The sequence below is a fragment of the Nocardiopsis lucentensis DSM 44048 genome, from assembly GCF_000341125.1.
Classification (GTDB): Bacteria; Actinomycetota; Actinomycetes; order Streptosporangiales; family Streptosporangiaceae; genus Nocardiopsis; species Nocardiopsis lucentensis.
This window is the reverse complement of the sequence record NZ_ANBC01000414.1, coordinates 1-18,551: the sequence shown is the minus strand read 5'-3', so window position 1 is coordinate 18,551 and position 18,551 is coordinate 1. Positions and strand designations below refer to the sequence as shown.

Below are 18,551 nucleotides of genomic sequence, written 5' to 3'. Positions count from 1 at the left end.
GACGAACTCGCCAGCCTGGTCCGCGTCTACCTCGCCACCAACGGCTCCTCGAACAGCTAGACGCCGTGAGCGCTCGGGCGGCGACCGTCACGGCCACCGCCCGAGCGGGACAGCGAACATCAGGTCAATCCCGAACGGCCAACGCGTCGACCTCGAACAGCATCCCCGGCAGCGCCAGCGTCGCCACCCCCAACAGGGTCTGCGCGGGCGGCTTCCCACCCCAGATCGCGTGCACGCGCTCCCCGAGGACCTCCAGCCTGCCCAGGTCGTGGTCGACGACGTAGGTCCCCAACCGGACGACGTGCCTGTACCCCAGCCCCGCGGCCTCCAGTGCCGTGCCCAGGTGGGCGAAGGCCAGCTCCACCTGCCCGGCGAAGTCCTCCACCGCCACCCCGCCCTTGGCGTCGGACGCGTACTGCCCCGCGACGACCACCAGCTCTCCGGAGGTCTCGGCCAGGTGCGAGTACCCGAACGACACCGGGTCGTGCAGGCCCTCGGGGTTGCTCAGCGTGTGTGCCATGTCAGTTCCTCCGTGAATCCGATGTCCTGAACCCGTCGGCCACCCGGCCGCCCAGCAGCGCGCCCAACGCGATGGCCGGGTTGAACGCGCGGGCCAGCAGCGCCGTCGCGGCCTCGGGAACCTCCGACGCGTGCTGCGGCGTCCAGGTCTGTGAACCCACCGACACCCCGCCGTATGCCAGCCCCCGCACGACGAGCGCCGCGACGGCGGCGACGGGAATAGAACCGGGGAACGCGAACGTTTCCAGCGCCGCTGCCGACACCGCGAACCACGCGCGACGGCCACGGGGGGCGTCCGTCCGGACGTCGTCTCCGCCTGAGGCGTCCGCGCTCCGACCTCGCGCCGCCAGGCGAGTTCGGCCCGGCGCGTCACCAGGTCGATCCGGCGGGAGCCGACGGGGGACTCGTCCAGCGCGGCCCTACCCCTTGCGGGCGACCCCGCCGAAGTCGTCCAAGGGCCGGACCGTGCCCACCTCGGCCGGTTCCGGGCGCCACTCGGTCACCGAGACCACACCCGGCTCCAGCAGCTCCAAGCCGTCGAAGAACCCGGCGATCCGCTCGGGCGTGCGGTTGACCCGGGGGTTCTCCCCGGCCTCGTTCCACTGCCGGATCATCTCGTCCATCTCGGCGGGGGCGATGACGTTGGTGTCGTCGCACAGCACCAGGTAGCTGCCGCTGGGCAGGGCGTCCACGAGTCGGCGGACGACGGCGTAGGCCTCCTCGTCCTCGACCACGTGCGCGGTGACGCCCAGGAGCAACAGCGCGATCGGACGGGACAGGTCCAGCGTCTTTGCGGCCTCCCGCAGAATTCGCTCGGGCTCGTGCAGGTCGGCGTCGACGTAGTCGGTCGCGCCCTCCGGGCTGCCCGTGAGCAGGGCGCGGGCGTGCGTGAGCACGAGCGGGTCGTGGTCGACGTAGACGATCCGCGCCGCCGGGTCGTGCGCCTGGGCGACCTCGTGGGTGTTGTTGGCGGTGGGCAGCCCGGTGCCCACGTCGAGGAACTGGTCGACACCGGCCTCGGTGACCAGGTGGCGGACCGTGCGCACGAGGAACGCCCGCTGGGCGACGGCGATCTCGGCGATCATCGGGTTGGCGTCACGGATCTGGTCGCCCACGGCCCGGTCGGCCGGGTAGTTGTCCTTACCGCCCAGCCAGTAGTTCCACACGCGCGCGGAGTGCGGAACCGACGTGTCCAGGGGGTGGGGCGAGGAGGGGGTGGTCATGGAGTCCTTCGTTCGTCGGCCGTCGTTCGCGGCCAACCTAGACCACCCCGATCCCCTACACCACAGGGCTTTCAGGCGCCGCGGGCGAAGATCCCGGCGGCGTGATCCGGGACGCTGCGGGGAAGGTGGCCGCTCTCCGCGGGGACGCCCCAACCGGGGCCCCGATCACGCGACGGAGTCTGGCACGGCGCGACGACAGGCCGGGGCGAGCGGGCCGGACGACTCCGGAACGTGGGAAACCTCCACCACTCCGCGTTTACCCGTAGGTAACAATTGGATCGACCGCCCCAGAGGCCTGGATCACGTGACGCCGCGCACCCTAGTGTTCCCGCATGAGTGTCTTGCGCAGCCGTGTCCTCGTTCGCGTACTTCTGGGCTCCCTCGCAGCCGTGGTGGCGCTGGCCCTGATAGCCACACTCCTGGGGATATGGGCCGTGCGCCGCTCATTCCCGGAGACCTCCGGCGAGCTCACCCTCCCCGGACTCGACTCCTCCGTCACCGTCCTGCGCGACGAGTACGGCGTCGCCCACGTCTACGCCGAGACCTCGCACGACCTCTTCATGGCCCAAGGGTTCACCCACGCCCAGGAGCGCTTCTGGGAGATGGACTTCCGCCGCCACGTCACCGCCGGCCGGACCGCCGAACTGTTCGGCCCCGACCAGGTCGAGACCGACGCCTACCTGCGCACCATGGGCTGGCGCCGCGTCGCCGAGCAGGAGTACGACCTGCTCGACGAACAGACCCGGGGCCACCTGGACGCCTACGCCGAGGGCGTCAACGCCTGGATCGAGGAGCACGAGGGCACCGCCGCCAGCCTGGAGCACGGTCTGCTCGCCGTGACCGCCGACGACTACGCCATCGAGCCCTGGACCCCCGCCGACAGCCTCGCCTGGCTCAAGGCCATGGCCTGGGACCTCGGCGGCAACCTCCGCGAGGAGACCGAGCGCGCCGTCCTCCTCGCCTCCGGCCTCACCCGCGACCAGATCGACGAGCTCTACCCCGCCTACCCCGTCGATCAGCACACGCCGATCACCGCGACCGACGAGCTCAACGGCGCCGAGGCCGACTCCGGGACCGACGCCCCGATGGCGGACGAGCGCCGCGCCCCCGGCGCCGCCCCGACCGACACCGCCGCCGCACCCGACGCGACGCCGGACACCACTCCCCCGGACCTGCCCGAGGACGCCCTCTCCGCCGTCGACGGCCTCGACCGGATCTCCGAGGCGATCCCCGGCCTGCTCGGCCCCTCCACCAGCCCCGACCTGGGCTCCAACTCCTGGGTGGTCTCCGGCGAGCACACCGAGTCCGGCCTGCCGCTCCTGGCCAACGACCCCCACCTGGGCGCGTCGATGCCCTCCACCTGGTTCCAGATCGGACTGCACTGCGACGAGATCACCGACGCCTGCCCCTACGACGTCACCGGGTTCAGCTTCTCCGGTCTGCCCGGCGTGGTCATCGGCCAGAACGAGTCCATCGCCTGGGGCCTGACCAACCTCAACCCCGACGTCATGGACCTCTACGTGGAGCGGATCGACGGCGACCACTACGTCGTGGACGGTGAGCGCGTGCCCCTGGAGGTCATCGAGGAGACGATCGCCGTCGCCGGCGGCGAGGACGTCGACATCACCGTCCGCCTGACCGGGCACGGACCGCTGATCTCCGACGCCGAGGCCGGATCGCACCTCGCCCCCGTCACCGAGAATCCGCAGGTCGCCGAACCCGTGGAGTCGGACGATGAGGCGCCGGACTCCCCCGACGGCGCGGACGGCTCCGAGTACGGCGTAGCCCTCCGGTGGACCGCCCTGGAGCCCGGCACCACCGTCGAGTCCATCTTCGCCATCAACCGCGCCCGCGACTGGGACGACTTCCGTGACGCCGCCAGCCGCTTCGACGTCCCCGCGCAGAACCTCGTCTACGCCGACGCCGAGGGCAACATCGGCTACCAGGCTCCGGGCCGCGTCCCCGTGCGCGGCGAGGGCGACGGCCGCTGGCCCGTCCCCGGCTGGGACTCCGCCTACGACTGGGGCGACTACCTGCCCTTCGACGCGCTGCCCAGCGTGTACAACCCCGACTCGGGGGTGATCGTGACCGCCAACCAGTCCCTGGTGGACGCCGAGTACCCCCACCACCTGACCGACGACTGGGACTACGGATACCGGAGCCAGCGGATCAACGACCTGATCGACCAGGCGATCACTGAGGGTCCGGTGACCTCGGAGGACATGTCCGCGATCCACATGGACTCCTACCACCTGGCCGCCGCCGGGACCCTCCCCCACCTGCTGGAGGTCGAGGTCGACGGTGTCACGGCCCAGGCTCAGGACCTGCTGCGGAACTGGGACGGCCACACCGGCCCCGACTCGGCGGGCGCCGCCTTCTACCAGGCGTTCTGGCGCCACCTGCTGCCACTGCTCTTCGACGAGCTGGGCGACGGCGTCACCATGAGCGGCAGTTCGCGCGGCATGTACGTGGTCAACGAGCTCCTCACCGACCCCGAGTCCGCCTGGTGGGACGGTGAGACCGCCGACGGCCGCGACGAGGTCCTGGCCGCCGCGATGGACGCCGCGGCCGAGGAGCTGACCGAGCGCCTGGGCGAGGACCCCGCCGACTGGCGCTGGGGCGACCTGCACACCCTGACCGCGACCAATCAGTCCTTCGGCACCTCTGGGATCGGTCCGGTCGAGTGGCTGCTCAACCGCGGCCCGGTGGAGAGTTCGGGCGGGTCCAGCATCGTCAACGCCACCGGATGGAACGCGACCGAGGGCTATGAGATCGTCGCCGTGCCGTCCATGCGCATGGTCGTGGACCTCGCCGACCGGGACGCCTCCACCTGGATCCACCTGACCGGCAACTCCGGGCACGCCTTCCACCCCAACTACGACGACCAGATGGAGGCGTGGGCGGCGGGCGAGACCCTGCCGTTCACCGTCTCCCGGGAGGGGGTGGAGGAGGCCGCGGTGGACGAGCTGACCCTCGTCCCGTGACCGACCCGGAGCACCACAGCCTCGCCCCCCGTCCGGCGCTCTCCGGCCGGACGGGGGGCGAGGCGGTTCGGCGGACCGGTTCAGCGCATCGGTTCAGTCAGTCCGCGCCAGGTCGGGGAACTCCACCCCGGTGAGCTCCTCGGAGACCGTCCACAGCCGCCGCGCGGCGATCGAGTCCCACGCCGCCTCGCTCCGGCTGCACAGGCCGGGGACGCCGCGTGTTCCCCCCATCTTCGTGGGTCCGGCGAACGCGGCCCCCGGCACGTCCTGGGTGGCGGCGTAGATCGTGGGCAGCGCTCCGACGGCCCCGCTCTGGGCGATCAGCCTGTTCCCCACGGCCATCAGTGCCCGGGCGAGGGGGTTGGCGGCGTGACTCTGGAGGTTGGTGGCCGCGTACCCGGGGTGGGCGGCGGTCGCGAGCACCGGCGACCCCGCCGCCTCCAGTCGTCGCTGCAGCTCCAGCGTGAACAGCAGGTTGGCGAGCTTGGACTGGGCGTAGGCGCGGCCCGGCGTGTAACCGGAGTCCAGGTTCGGGTCGTCGAAGTCGATGCCGCGCACCGCCCGGTGCAGGCCGGAGGAGACCGTCACCACCCGACCGGTGACGTGGGTCAACAACAGGTTGGTGAGGGCGAAGTGGCCGAGGTGGTTGACGCCGAACTGCGTCTCGAACCCGTCCGCCGTGTACGAGCGGGGCAGGGCCATCACGCCCGCGTTGTTGACGAGCAGGTGGATCGGCCCGTCCCACCCCTCCGCGAACGCGCGCACCGACGCCAGGTCGGCGAGGTCGAGGGGACGCACCTCGGTGGTGCCGTCGACCGACTTCGCGGCGGTCCGACCCTTCTCCTCGTCGCGCACCGCCATCACCACCCGCATACCCTTGCGGGCGAGGACGCGCGTGGTCTCCAGGCCCAGGCCGCTGTTGGCTCCGGTGACGACCGCCGTACGGCCGCTCAGGTCGGGGATCGTGACCGCTTTCGTGTCCATCGCGCCACCGTAGGCGAGCCATCTTAAAGTTGTCAATGACAACAATGCTGGCAGCGGAAACACCCGACCTATGCTGGAGCCATGCCTGACCGCCCCTATCACCACGGTGACCTGCGCGCCGTCCTCCTCGCCAACGCCGAACGCGCCCTCGCCGAGCGCGGACCGGCCGCGCTGTCCCTGCGCGAGCTCGCCCGTGAGGCGGGTGTGAGCCACGCCGCGCCCAGCCGCCACTTCAGGGACAAGCAGGCCCTGATCGACGCCCTGGCGCTCACCGGGTTCGAGCGGCTCACCGAGCGCATGGAGGGCACGGCCAAGGTCGAGGACGGGGACGACACCCTCGCGAACCTCATCAGGCTGGCCCGGACCTACGTGGACTTCGCCGTCGAGCACCCCGCCCTGCTCGACCTCATGTACACGCGCAAGCACGACCCCGACGTCTCCGAACAGCTCGCCGCGGCGGTCGAGCGCATGCTCGACTCGGTGGTGAGTCCGATCAGGGAGGGCCAGGCCGCCGGGGAGATCGCCGAGGGGGACCCCCTCACCATCGCGATGACCGTGTCCGCCACCCTGCACGGCTTCGTCATGTTCAAGGCGGACGCCGACCCCGCCGACGTCGAGGTGTACCTCGCCGACGTGATGGGGGTCCTCTACAACGGGATCGCCCCGCGCTGAGGTGAACCGGTCCGCCGGAACCACACCGCGACCGGACACGTCCCAGGGTGGCGAACCCATCACCGGCAGAACCGGAGAAGAAGGCCCCATGGAGTTTCCCGGCGACTTCGAGACCCACCTGACGCTCGACGCGCCCACACCGGCGCGTGTCGACGAGGCGGCAGCGTGGGCGCGGGAGAACGGACTGAAGTTCACCCACATCGAGCTCGACCGGGGCGCCTCCGCCTCCCAGCCCATGGTCACCTACCACGGCCACGGCACGCTCAGTGGGGAGATCGCGGTGGCCGAGAAGTGGACCGACCGCCTGGCCGAGGGCGGATTCGGAGTGACCCGCGCCAAGATCGAGGTCTCCCAGTCCAACGTCGGCGTCCCCAGGAACCGCGAGGAGGCACTGGCCCTCCCGGCCCACTGCTACTTCGAGCACCACATCAAGCTGCTGCTCGCCCCGGACACGGATCTCGACGCGCTCTCGCGGCTCGTCGAACCGCACCTCGCCCGGTTCTCCCGAAACGCCCGACGGGTCCGCGAGGACGGCTACCAGGAGCGGTTCGTCACCCAGCGCTGTTCACGGGTGGGGCTGTCCACAGCCAGGGCCCTCCTGGACCAGCTCCAGACGGCGCTGAGGGCGGAGGGCCTGGCCTGGGCGTGGCGGCCCGAGGACGCCGATCCGGAGACCAGGGTCCTCGGCATCGAGCGGGAATTCGTCGTGTACGACAGCGCGCTCGACCTGGACGCCGGGTGGATGGACGCCGCCCCGGTGTCGGCCGGGGCCGGGTCCTCCGTCCGGTCGTCTCCCCGGGCCTGGTCGCAGGATCGCTACCCCGACACCTACCTGCCGAACACCGCCGGACCGCACGCCAGCCAGGAAAAGGTGTTCGACCCGGCGCTCAAGCAGTACCAGCACGCCTACCGGCCCGGCGAGCCGGTGTTCGACGACCCGGAGCTCGCCGCCCGTTGGTGGAACACCCACCGATGCGCCATGGAGGAGGCGCTGGCCGTGATCGCGGGCACGCGGTGGCGCGACCACCTGGTCCTGCGCGGCAGCATGCTCATGCCCATGTGGGTCGGCGACGCCGCCCGGCGCGCCCGCGACCTGGACTTCGTCGTCGTCCCGGCGGACATGGAACCGGTCGGTGAGGACGCCTCCCGGATGCTCGACGACCTGGCGGGCGCGTTCGACGGCGCCGTCACGAACCTGCCCGGCCTCCGGTTCCACGCCGACGAGGCGCGGACGGAGAGCATCTGGACCTATGAGCGCGCCGAGGGACGCCGGATCGTCGTCCCGTGGTCGTGGGAGCACCTGCCCAAGGGCACGGTGCAGGTCGACATCGTGTTCCACGAACCGATGCCGGAGCCGCCCGTCCACGCACGGGTCGGGTCGGCGGAGGTCCTCGCGGCCAGCCCGGAACTCTCCCTGGCGTGGAAGGTCCTGTGGCTGTACACGGACGGCTACCCCCAGGGCAAGGACCTGTACGACGCCGTGCTCCTGGCCGAGAACTCGTCCCTGTCCCGCGACTTGTTGATGAGGGTCCTGGGACCGGTGATGGAGGAGGAGATGGGCGTGAACGCCGAGGAGGTGGACGAGCGGTATCTGCGCGAGTCCGGCGAACTCCCCGCCCTGGAGCAGGAGTGGGCGCACTTCGTGCGCGAGTGCCCGTGGGTCGGGGGCGACGCCGAGACCTGGCTGACCCGGTTCGAGACCGCCGTGGCCCCGTCGTTCAGGAAGGACTGAGCCCGAGCGCCCGGCGCGCGGCGGCCGCCCAGTGCGGGGCGCCCGCGCGCTCGGCGACCGCCAGCGCCCGCCGTCGGTGCCGCTCCGCCTCGTCCGGCCTGCCCAGAGCCTCGGCCAACGCGCCCAGATACCCGGCCACGGGACCGAGCGTGAGCAGTCCGGTCTGCGCACCCGCGAGTTCCCCGGCGGCGGGGAGCAACGATGCGTGAGCCCGTTCCATCGCCGCACGGTCACCCGTCCGGAGCGCGACCAGCGCGGCGAGGACCGTGCGGGCCTCCCGCAGCAGGTCCGGTGGCGAGTCCGCCGGAAGCGTCTCGGCCGCCGCGGTGAGCTCACCCCTGCTCGCCAGGTCGAGTGCCCGGACCCAGGGCGTCAAGGGCCCGGTGCCGGCGGCGCCCGCCTCCCCGGCGGCGAGCGCGGCCCCGGCGCCCTCGCCGCTCTGGATCCGCAGGCAGAGGAGGGCGAACGACGACAGCCCGCGTTCCATCCCCCGCATGCCGCTCCGTCGCAGCCCCCCGGACGCGGACCGGTACGCCGCCTCCGCCTCACGGACACGCCCGGCCACGGCGAGGCGCAGGGCGGCGTACCACTCGGTGAACACGCCCACGAGCGGGATCCCGTACTCCTCGGCCAGCCGGTCCGCCGCGGCGGCGTGCCCGTCGGCGGTGTCCAGATCCGCGAGCGCCGCGTGCGCCTGGAGCAGGATCAGACGGCCCAGCACCTCGAAGCCGACCAGGGAGTGCCGCCGGGCGAGGCCGACCAGTTCCGTTCCCAGGTCGGCACGTGCCCCGGCCGACCCCGGCCGCTCGAAGGCGTGCATGAACCGCGCGTTGAGCGCGAACGCGAGCAGCTCCGGATCGTCCAGTTCACGGGCGATCGTCTCGGCCGCGTGGGCCGCCGACCGGCCCCGCCCGCCCGGGACGCCCCGCAGTTCCATCGCGACGGTGGCGAGCAGTCGGCAGCGCTGCGCCGGGAACCGCTCCGGGAGGGCGGCGAGCGTGCGCTCGGCCGCGGCCCCCACCCGCTGGGACAGGGCCTCGTCGTCGTTGGCGGTCCAGATCGCGGGGACGTCGAACGCCCCGAGGACCGCGGCGGTCTGGAGGGGGTCGCCGAGTTCCTCCGCCATGGCGACCGCCTCGCCCCGGTGGCGGCGGGCGCTCTCCAGGTCGCCCGTGAAGGCGAGCGCGCGGACCAGCCCCATGACCAGGTCGAGCCGTTCCCGGACGGCGTTTCCGGCCGCGGCGCCCGTGCCCTCCGTGTCGCCCCCGCCCTCCGCGGCGCCCGCACCGGCCTCCCGGTCGTGGGCGGTCAACGCCCCCCGCCACAGACGGGCCGCCTCGTGCGGGGCGAAGGCCCGTTCGGCTCGCCCGGCGGCCTCGCGCGCGTACCGCACGGCCTTCCCCCGCGCGGCGTTGTTCCCGGCGCGCACGTAGTGGTGGGCGAGGGCGTCCGCGTCGTGGGGACGCAGCCGTTCGACCACCTCGGCGATCCGCGCGTGCGAACGGGCCCGGCGGACGCTGGCGACCTCCTCGCGGAGCGCGTCCCGCACCAGATCGTGCGCGAACCGCGCCCGCTCCGGCCCGGCATCGACCATCACACCCTCACGCTGGGCGGACTCCACCGCCCGCAGCGCCTCCTCCTCCCCGACGAGGGCGGACAGGACATCCATGTCGACCTCGCGGCCGACCACCGCCGCCTGGCCGAGGACACCCCGGCTGGCCTGCGGGAGCCGGGCCACACGGCGGCGGACCACGTCCCGCACCCCGGCGGGGACCGAGTCCAGCGCGGCGGGCCCCTCGTCGCGGAGCAGGCGGGCGAGTTCCCCCGTGTAGAACGGGTTGCCTCCGGTCCGCCGGTGAACGGCGCGCACGGTGGCGGCGTCCACCGGACCGTCCAGTGCGGCCCGGAGTATCTCCCCGACCGCCGTCGCGTCGAGCCCGCCCAGGTGGACGCGGGCCGGTTCGACCCTGGCCAGCCGCCCCAGCGCCTCGGCCAGGGACGGGCCGATCTCGGTGGCCCGGTAGGTGCCCACGACCGCGACGGGCGCGGCGATCCCCTCGCCCGCCAGGAACGCCAGAAGGGAGAGCGTCTCCTCCCCCGACCACTGGAGGTCGTCGAGAACGAGCAGCAGCGGCGCTGTGCCCGCGATCCGGGCCAGGTGGTCGGCGACGGCGCGGTGTGAGCGGAACCGGGTGGCCGCCATCTCCCCGGGCGTCAGCCGGTCCGGATCCCCGACGGTCCGGGAGACCTCCGGCGGCGTCGGGTGCCCGGCCCGGTCGAGCGAGGTGAGCACCTGGGTCCACGGCCAGAGACCGGGCGCCCCCTCCTGCTCGGGGCCGCGCCCCCAGGCGGCGGTCCACCCCCGTTCCTCCAGCCGCCCGGTGAGCGCCTCGGCCAGCGTGGTCTTGCCCTCTCCTGCGTCACCGGAGACCAGGGCGACGCCGAGAGCCCGGCGTGACACGGCCCCGTCGGCGACCTCCTCCAGCCGCGCCAACTCCCCGACCCTGCCGACGAACGGCCGCGCCCGCCCGGTGCGGCGCGGTCCGGCGCGCCGGGGACCCTCCAGGCTCGGGGACCGGGCGAGGATGTCGGTCTCCAGGCGCCGGAGTTCGGGGCCGGGGTCCACGCCCAACTCCTCGGCCAACGCCGCACGCGCCCGGCGCAGGGCGGCCAGGGCGTCCCCCTGCCGGCCGGACCGGTACAGGGCGAGCGCCAACAGCCGCCAGGACTCCTCGCGCCAGGGATGGCCGGTGGTCTGCGCCTCCAGGTCGGGCACGGCCTCGGCCGCCCGTCCGAGCGCCAGCAGCGCCCGCGCCCTCAGGTCCACGGCCAGTGTCCGCAGTTCACCGAGGCGGGCGGCGTCGGCGCGCGCCCAGTCGGTGTCGGCGAACTCCGCGTAGGCGGGACCGCGCCACAGGCTCAGGCCCCCGTCGGCCTCGGCCACGGCGGCCTCCCCCGCCCCGTGCTCCAGCAGACGTCCCGCAGCCTCCAGAGCGGTCTCGAAGCGCCGGGCGTCGACCGACCCCGGCGGGGTGCGCAGCGCGTATCCCGGGCCGACCGTGACCAGCAGTCGCGCGGGTGACCGGGGCGGCCGGTCGGGTTCCAGCGCCCGGCGCAGCTCCCCGACGAACGTGCGGATCGCGCCGACCGCGCCGCGCGGGGGGTCGTCCCACAGATCGTCGGCGAGCCGTTCCACGGGCACCACCCGTCCCCGGGCCACCAGGAGCCGGGCCAGGACCGCCCGGTGACGCGCCCCCTTGAGTCTGATCGGCCCGCGCTCGTCGGCCGCCTCGATCGGCCCGAGCACCCCGAACGTCACCGACGACACGACCACCCCCGTACCAGCCCCGTGTTCCGGTCCGCGCCGCGCGCACCGCACGGACCACGGCCCCCAACCTATCCGCGCGTGACCTGGGGACCCGCGCCCCGGCGGCGCGCTGATCCGCCGCTGACCGGGTGCTGACCCGCCCGGAGCATGCTCGTGGCGCGCCGCCGGACCGAGCGGCGCCGACACCACGAGGAGCCATGATGGAACCGACGATCAGCGGATTCGACTACCAGCGCGTACCCGTGGCGGACGGGGTCGCCCTGAACGCCGCCGTCGGCGGGTCGGGCGGCCCGGTCGTCCTGCTGCACGGGTTTCCCCAGACCCACCTGATGTGGCGGCACGTCGCCGCCGACCTGGCCGCCGACCACACCGTGATCTGCCCCGACCTGCGCGGGTACGGAGACAGCGACAAACCCGAGGACACCGACGGGAACACGTACGCCAAGCGCACGATGGCGGCGGACGTCGTCTCGCTCGCCCGCGCCCTCGGCCACGACCGGTTCGCCCTGGCGGGCCACGACCGGGGCGCCCTCGTGGCGGTCCGCGCCGGGCTCGACCATCCGGGGGCGGTCACCCACCTGGCGTCGCTGGACGTCCTGCCGACCCTGGACATGTGGGACGTCATGCACGGCGTGTCGGCCGCCGTGGGGTTCCACCTCTACCTGATGGCGCAGCCGCCCGGCCTGCCGGAGGAGATGATCTCGGCGGCCCCGGACGCGTTCTTCGGCTCCTTCCTGGACGCCTGGTCGAACGCCCCGGAGGCGGTCCCCGACGATGTCCGCGCCGCCTACCTGCGGGCGTGCCGCGCGGCGGTGCCGTCGATCGTCGCCGACTACCGCGCCTCGGCCGGCGTCGACGTCGAGCACGACGAGCACGACCGCGCGGCGGGGAACCGTTTGGCCATGCCGGTGACGGTGCTCCAGCAGGACTGGGGCGCGGCGCTGGGGTTCGACGCCGCCGCCCGGTGGCGCGCCTGGGCCGCCGACCTCCACCACGCCACGGTCTCGTGCGGCCACTTCATGGCGGAGGAGGCCCCGGCGGAGGTCGTCGGGGAGCTGCGGGCCCTCCTGGCGCGCTGAGCCGACCGGAGCCTCGTCCTCGGGCGGGCCGGACCCTCGTCCTCGGGCGGGCCGGACGAACGGGTCGGCGGGCGGGCCGCGCCCTTGTCCATCGCCCGGCACGGACGCGTTGCGCACCGCGATCAGCGGCCCTCCCGACACCCGCGTCACCGACCTCTCAGGTCAGCGCGCCCCGAGACCCGGCGCCGCCCCAGCACCGGTGGCGGCGCCGGGTCTCGGGGCGTCGACGAACTCGCTAGAGTGATCGGAACAACACAGACTTCGGCGGGAGACGGATGGCGGCGGTCGAGGACGACGGTCCCCTGGGGGAGGACGACCTCGTTGACGGGCAGCTGCCCATGAACGCTCGGCAGGAGCAGTTCAGTCTGGCCTTCACCCGCATGGTCACGTACGCGGCCGGGTGCTCCATCAAGACGCACGAGACCGACTACGACGGTGTCGACATCACGATCGCCTCGTCCGCCGCGTACCGCCGTTTCTACTGCCCCCAGTTCGAACTTCAGCTCAAGTGCACCACCCAGACCAGGTACCTCGCGGACGGGCACATGGCGTGGCCGATGAAAGCGAAGCCGTTCCGCAAGCTGACCAGAGGCGATCGATTCGTCCCCGCCTTCCTCGGTGTCCTGATCGTTCCCGAGGGTCCGGGACAGTGGCTCTCGGTCGATGAGGACGGGCTGCGAACGCGGAGCAGAATGTACTGGCAGGCCGCACCCGAGCTCGCGACCACCGAGGAGATCGGTGGAACCCGGACCGTGCACCTGCCCCGAAGTAACCTGTTTACCCCAGACCAGCTTCTGGGCATCATGAAGAGGCTCGGCGAGCAGGAGGGAGGCTTCTGATGACCCCCACCGCGCTCGATCCCATCGGTGAGGCAGCCGACTTCCTCACCCCCGAAGCCGTGTCCGTGTTCCTCTCCGCACACGGTTGGGAACTGGAGAACAGGCGACCCGGAATTCGAGAAATATGGCGACTCGAGGACTCACCGGAGTTCGGTTCCGCCCGGGTCATGCTTCCCCTCGCCACGGAATACGTCGATTTTCGGGCACGCTTCAAGGACGTACTCGATTCGCTCTGCCATGTGTATGAAATCGATGCGAGAGAACTCAGAGAACGCGTCTCAGCAACAAATTACGATCTTTTTTTCGTTCGCATCAACCAGCCCATGACGGATGGCTCCATACCGTTTCGTCAGGCTGGAAAAACCGTTGACTCCCTCTACAGAATGATGAAGGCAGCCGCCACCACGGCAGCTGATCCGCATCACTCTCACAAGGGTCGACGCCCTGGGGCCGTCGCGGATTTCCTCGATGACTGCATCAAGCTCGGGCAGACCAGGCGAGGCAGTTACGTCTTCACCGTCTCGGTCCTTCTCGACGACACCCGACCAGCGAACGGAAAGAACGGGGACACCGCACGGACCACCTTCCCGAGGCAGGTGATGACGACGCTCGCCCGTGGGCTGGAGTCCACACGACGTCTCGCGCTGCGATGGGACGAGCGAATCCTCGAAACACCCTGGGAATTCGGCCTGAGTTCCGCCCTCGTGGAATCGATCGAGGAGATGACACGACCGGATCGACTCCACTCGCTGGACCTGCGTTTCGAATGGGCCGCCCTGTTTCCGCCGAAGAACATCAGGACATCGACCATCGTGTTCGATCGGGATACCATCGCCGAACTACCACGGCTTCGGGAACGCCTCGTACGCCGCGAGGAACCCGCACGCAGGGTCACACTCGTCGGGATCGTGAAGAGCCTGGCACGCGAGGAGACTCCACCGGGAGAGGACGACGTGGCGGACGTGACTCTTCTGACCGAGGTGGGTGGAAAACCACGCAGCGTCCATGTCGAACTCGAGGGCGACGATCACGACTGGGCGATCATGGCCTACCAAAGAAAGCTGCCTCTCGTGGTGACCGGTGATCTCTCGTTCGAGCGCCGCACCTGGCGTCTTTCCGGGGAAATCGAGATGGACACCGGATTCCTCCGTCATTTCTCCGAGGCCCATCCTCCGATGACCTCTGAGGAGGAGAACCCCTAGCGGGCCCCATCCCGGTTCAGCGGTTCACCGGACCGGGTAGGTCCTGGTTACGGCCGGTGACCGGGGCCAGCGGCGGTGCCGGGGCGGCCGACGTCGAACGGGGGCGGCATGAAGGCGAAGATCGGCGACTACGTGCACACGCACGGCGTCGCCAGCAGCGACGGACAGCACAGCGGCAGGATCGTGGACGTGCGCGGCGCCAACGACGGGCCGCCGTACGTCGTGCGGTTCCCGGACGGTGAGGAGCGGCTGATCTTCCCGGGGCCGAACACCATCGTGGAGCCCCGCTTCCCGAGCGACTGACTCCCGGCCCCGGGACTCCGGACACGCGGAGGGCCGGTGGGCACGACGCCCACCGGCCCTCCGCGAGGTTCATGCGGGGTCGCCCCTCAGGCCCTGAGCCTCTCCAGGAACCCTCCGAGGTTCTCCCTGGCCCGCGCGGCCTGCTCCTCGACCGTGAGCGACTCCACGATCCGCCCTCCCCCGGGACCGGGCTCCCTCAGCCCCCGGATGTAGAGCGAGCAGGCGAAGTCCGCGCACATGCGCAGCCCGACCGTGTTCCCCTCGCGGCCGGCCTTGCCCGCCTTGGGCGCCGACATGAGGGTCACGCCCCCGCCCCGGTGGGTGGTCAGGCACAGCGAGCACAGGGTCGGGCGGAACCCGTCGCGCGCGGGGACGATGCGCAGCGCCACCCCCACCGGCCCCTCCTCCCCTTCGACGACCAGGTAGGCGCGCTCGTGCGCCGTGTGGTCGCGCCAGCCGAGGAAGTCCAGGTGCTCCCAGGGACGCTCCGCGAGATCCCGAGGCGGGGACAGGCGCTGGGCCTCCCCCTTCGAGCAGTTGATGAATGATCCGCGGATGTCCCGCTCAGTCAGAGCCTTCATGACCACCGACGCTAACAACCTGGCCAAACGCCGGGCAAAGGGTTTTCGGCGCGTCGGCGCCGTCACATGCGCGGATCACCCCGGAGCAGCGCAAAACCATTGGAACCACGCACAGTCCGCCGCCTACGCTCCCGCCAGGCGGTGGACCGTACGGACGGTCCCCATGCTCGCGCGCGCTCGCCGCCACACCCCGAACCCAGAAAGGACGGAACAGCCCATGGCCATCCAGCACACGGAACTGGCCACGGTCCGCAACATCGGGATCATGGCGCACATCGACGCGGGCAAGACGACCACCACCGAGCGCGTTCTGTACCTCACCGGTGTCTCCCACCGGGTCGGTGAGGTCCACGACGGGAACACCGCCATGGACTTCATGCCCGAGGAGCGGGAGCACGGCATCACCATCACCTCCGCCGCCACGACCTGCCACTGGCCGGTGGAGGGGGTCACCCACACCGTGAACGTCATCGACACCCCGGGCCACATCGACTTCACCGTCGAGGTGGAACGGTGCCTGCGGGTGCTCGACGGCGCGGTCGCGGTGTTCGACGGCGTGGCCGGTGTCGAGCCGCAGTCGGAGACGGTGTGGCGCCAGGCCGACCGCTACGGAGTGCCGCGCGTGTGCTTCGTCAACAAGCTCGACCGCGTCGGCGCCGACTTCGCGCGCTGCGTCGACACGATCTCCGCGCTGCTCGGCGCCGCTCCGCTGGTTCTGCAGATCCCGATCGGCACGGAACGGGACCTGCACGGTGTGGTCGACCTCGTCCGGATGCGGGCGCTCATGTGGTCGGCCGAGGCCGAGCACGGCGAACGGTTCGACGTCGTCGACCTCCCGGACGATCTGACCGTCGAGGCCGGTCAGTGGCGGGCCCGCCTGGTGGAGGCGGTCGCCGAGCACGACGAGGAGGTGATGGAGCTGTACGTCGGGGGCGTGGAACCCACGGAGGAGCAACTGCACGCGGCGATCCGCCGGGCCACCCTCGGCTCCGTCGACGGCGGCACCACGGTCACCCCGGTGCTGTGCGGCAGCGCCTACCGGAACATCGGTGTCCAGCCCCTGCTCGACGCCGTGGTCCGCTACCTGCCCTCCCCGGTCGACGCCGGTGTCGTGCACGGTCACCTTCCGGGCGATCCCGGCACGGTGGTCGGGCGGGAGCCGTCGGAGGACGCGCCGCTGGCCGCCCTGGCGTTCAAGATCAGCGGCGACCCGCACCTGGGCAGACTCACGTTCGTCCGCGTGTACTCGGGACGGCTCGACACGGGCGCCCGGGTGCACAACTCCGCGCGGGGAAGGGGGGAACGCGTCGGCAAGGTCTACCGCGTGCACGCCGACGAACGCGAGGAGATCGCGTCGGCGGGTGCCGGGGACATCGTCGCCGTCATGGGGCTGAAGCGGACCGCCACCGGGCAGACCCTGTGCGACCCGGCGCATCCGGTCGTGCTGGAGTCCATGGACTTCCCGGACCCGGTCATCGAGGTCTCGGTCGAACCCGAGTCCCGTGCCGACCAGGACCGGCTCTCCGGCGCCATCGCGCGCCTGGCGGAGGAGGACCCCTCCTTCCGGGTGCGCGCCGACGCCGAGAGCGGCCAGACCATCATCGGCGGAATGGGCGAGCTGCACCTGGAGATCCAGGTCAACCGGATGCTCCGGGAGTATCGGGTGGCGGCCCGGATCGGCCGGCCCCGGGTCGCCTACCGCGAGACGATCCGGAGGTCCGTGTCCGGGGTCGAGTACACCCACCGGAAGCAGTCCGGCGGCAAGGGGCAGTACGCGCGCGTGCGGATCGCCCTGGAGCCGTTGGAGTCCGGGTACGAGTTCGTGAACGCGGTGACGGGGGGCCGGGTGCCCAGGGAGTTCGTCCCCTCCGTGGAGGAGGGGTGCCGCCAGGCGATGCTGGCCGGTGTGTTCTCGGAGTACGAGATGACCGGTGTCCGGGTGACGCTGCTCGACGGGGCCTTCCACACGGAGGACTCCTCCGAGCTGGCGTTCCGGATCGCCGGGACGGCGGCCTTCCGGGAGGCGGCCGCCCGGGCGGAGCCGGTCCTCCTCGAACCGGTGATGGCCGTGGAGGTCACCACCCCGCAGGAGTACATGGGCGATGTGATCGGCGACCTCAACTCCCGTCGGGGGCGGGTGCGGGCGTTGTCGGACCGGTATGGCGCGAAGGTGGTGTCGGCACTGGTGCCGATGGCGGAGACGTTCGGCTACGTGGGTGACCTGCGCAGCCGGACCTCCGGCAGGGCGAGCTTCACGATGGGGTTCGACTCCTACGCCGAGGCGCGCACGGCGGCCCCCGGGGTCTGACACCCGGGGTGTGGCTCCGAGGCCGGGCCGCCCGGAGCGTGGCGCTCCGGGCGGCCCGGCCCGTCGCGGCCCCGGTCGGCCGCGCCGGAGGGCGTGTCGGGGCGGTCATGCGTCGAATCCGGGCACTTGCGTTGGTCTCCCTGACGATCTATTTTCGTTAGTGATTCGAACATTAGAGAAGCTAACGATTGGAGTCCACATGCCCGTCGTCGACGTTCTCGACTCGACCATGTACTACGAGGAGACCGGGGAGGGGACACCCGTCGTGTTCCTCCACGGCAACCCCGCCTCATCCCGCCTGTGGCGGAAGGTCCTGCCCGCCTTCGGCGCCCCCGGGCGCCTGTTGGCCCCCGACCTGATCGGCATGGGGCGATCCGGGAAACCCGACGGCGCCCACCGGTTCGCCGACCACGCGCGCTACCTCGATGCCTGGTTCGACGCACTGGACCTGGACCGGGTGGTGTTGGTCGGGCACGACTGGGGAGGGGCCCTCGCCTTCGACCTGGCCGCGCGCCGCCCCGGGCGGGTGCGCGGCATCGCCTTCATGGAGGCCGTCATCCGGCCGATGTCCTGGGCGGAGCTGAGCGTCCCGGCCCGCGAGCGCTTCGAGACCCTGCGCTCCCCGGAGGGAGGGGAGAGGGCGCTCAGCGGCAACGGACTCGTGGACGCCGCCTTCACCCGTGGCGTCCTCAACCCGCTGGACGAGGAGGAGATCGCACCCTACCGGGCTCCCTATCCGACCCCGGAGAGCCGGCGTCCGCTGCTCACGTGGGCCCGCTCCATCCCCCTGGACGGCG

At 72.0% G+C, this 18,551-nt stretch carries 15 protein-coding genes; 9 read left to right on the top strand and 6 right to left on the bottom strand.

The genetic code is table 11. The features are described from left to right. Positions 1-124: 124 nt before the first annotated feature. From D471_RS0114465 to D471_RS0114455, 3 genes are all read right to left on the bottom strand, one after another. The gene (locus tag D471_RS0114465) at positions 125-520 is read right to left on the bottom strand and encodes a RidA family protein (RefSeq protein ID WP_017599270.1); all 396 of its coding nucleotides are present in this window, start codon (positions 518-520) and stop codon (positions 125-127) included. 1 nt (position 521) lies between these two features. Beyond that, positions 522-782 (bottom strand): MFS transporter, encoded by a 261-nt coding sequence (locus D471_RS0114460; protein ID WP_017599269.1) that lies wholly within the window; start codon positions 780-782, stop codon positions 522-524. Positions 783-938: 156 nt separating this feature from the next. After that, a complete protein-coding gene (locus D471_RS0114455) occupies positions 939-1,742 on the bottom strand; it encodes an SAM-dependent methyltransferase (protein ID WP_017599268.1) in 804 nt (267 codons plus the stop codon). Positions 1,743-2,074: 332 nt separating this feature from the next. Between D471_RS0114455 and D471_RS0114450 the strand changes: the two genes are divergently transcribed. Further along, a complete protein-coding gene (locus tag D471_RS0114450) occupies positions 2,075-4,726 on the top strand; it encodes a penicillin acylase family protein (protein ID WP_083924220.1) in 2,652 nt (883 codons plus the stop codon). 93 nt (positions 4,727-4,819) lie between these two features. On the opposite strand, the gene D471_RS0114445 is transcribed toward D471_RS0114450, so the two are convergent. Next, a complete protein-coding gene (locus D471_RS0114445; protein WP_017599266.1) occupies positions 4,820-5,710 on the bottom strand; it encodes an oxidoreductase in 891 nt (296 codons plus the stop codon). 81 nt (positions 5,711-5,791) lie between these two features. Between D471_RS0114445 and D471_RS0114440 the strand changes: the two genes are divergently transcribed. Together D471_RS0114440 and D471_RS0114435 are read left to right on the top strand one after the other, a co-directional pair. Beyond that, entirely contained in the window at positions 5,792-6,382 is a 591-nt protein-coding gene (locus D471_RS0114440; RefSeq protein ID WP_017599265.1) for a TetR/AcrR family transcriptional regulator, read from the top strand. Positions 6,383-6,470: 88 nt separating this feature from the next. Next, a complete protein-coding gene (locus tag D471_RS0114435; protein WP_017599264.1) occupies positions 6,471-8,114 on the top strand; it encodes a nucleotidyl transferase AbiEii/AbiGii toxin family protein in 1,644 nt (547 codons plus the stop codon). Here D471_RS0114435 and D471_RS0114430 read toward each other — a convergent pair. After that, positions 8,101-11,442 carry a BTAD domain-containing putative transcriptional regulator gene (locus tag D471_RS0114430; protein WP_241479626.1) on the bottom strand — a complete coding sequence of 1,114 codons (3,342 nt, stop codon included), beginning with the start codon at positions 11,440-11,442 and terminating at the stop codon, positions 8,101-8,103. The two genes, D471_RS0114435 and D471_RS0114430, sit on opposite strands and share 14 nt — an antisense overlap. A 200-nt stretch (positions 11,443-11,642) precedes the next feature. Between D471_RS0114430 and D471_RS0114425 the strand changes: the two genes are divergently transcribed. The 4 genes from D471_RS0114425 (at position 11,643) to D471_RS0114410 (ending at position 14,865) form a co-directional block, all read left to right on the top strand. Then, a complete protein-coding gene (locus D471_RS0114425) occupies positions 11,643-12,521 on the top strand; it encodes an alpha/beta fold hydrolase (protein WP_017599262.1) in 879 nt (292 codons plus the stop codon). A gap of 275 nt (positions 12,522-12,796) precedes the next feature. After that, a complete protein-coding gene (locus D471_RS0114420) occupies positions 12,797-13,360 on the top strand; it encodes a DUF4365 domain-containing protein (RefSeq protein ID WP_017599261.1) in 564 nt (187 codons plus the stop codon). Further along, positions 13,360-14,562 carry a hypothetical protein gene (locus D471_RS0114415; protein ID WP_051059178.1) on the top strand — a complete coding sequence of 401 codons (1,203 nt, stop codon included), beginning with the start codon at positions 13,360-13,362 and terminating at the stop codon, positions 14,560-14,562. Before D471_RS0114420 ends, D471_RS0114415 begins: the two co-directional genes overlap by 1 nt. Before the next feature lie 108 nt (positions 14,563-14,670). Continuing rightward, complete coding sequence (locus D471_RS0114410) at positions 14,671-14,865, top strand: DUF1918 domain-containing protein (protein ID WP_017599259.1); 195 nt, start codon at positions 14,671-14,673, stop codon at positions 14,863-14,865. Between the two features lie 86 nt (positions 14,866-14,951). On the opposite strand, the gene D471_RS0114405 is transcribed toward D471_RS0114410, so the two are convergent. After that, positions 14,952-15,446, bottom strand: coding sequence for an FBP domain-containing protein (locus tag D471_RS0114405; RefSeq protein ID WP_026127727.1), 495 nt, complete (start codon positions 15,444-15,446; stop codon positions 14,952-14,954). 217 nt (positions 15,447-15,663) lie between these two features. Between D471_RS0114405 and fusA the strand changes: the two genes are divergently transcribed. Further along, positions 15,664-17,754 carry an elongation factor G gene (gene fusA / locus D471_RS0114400; RefSeq protein WP_017599257.1) on the top strand — a complete coding sequence of 697 codons (2,091 nt, stop codon included), beginning with the start codon at positions 15,664-15,666 and terminating at the stop codon, positions 17,752-17,754. A gap of 199 nt (positions 17,755-17,953) precedes the next feature. Further along, the coding region (locus tag D471_RS0114395) for a haloalkane dehalogenase (protein WP_017599256.1) at positions 17,954-18,551 on the top strand (598 nt) is incomplete at its 3' end.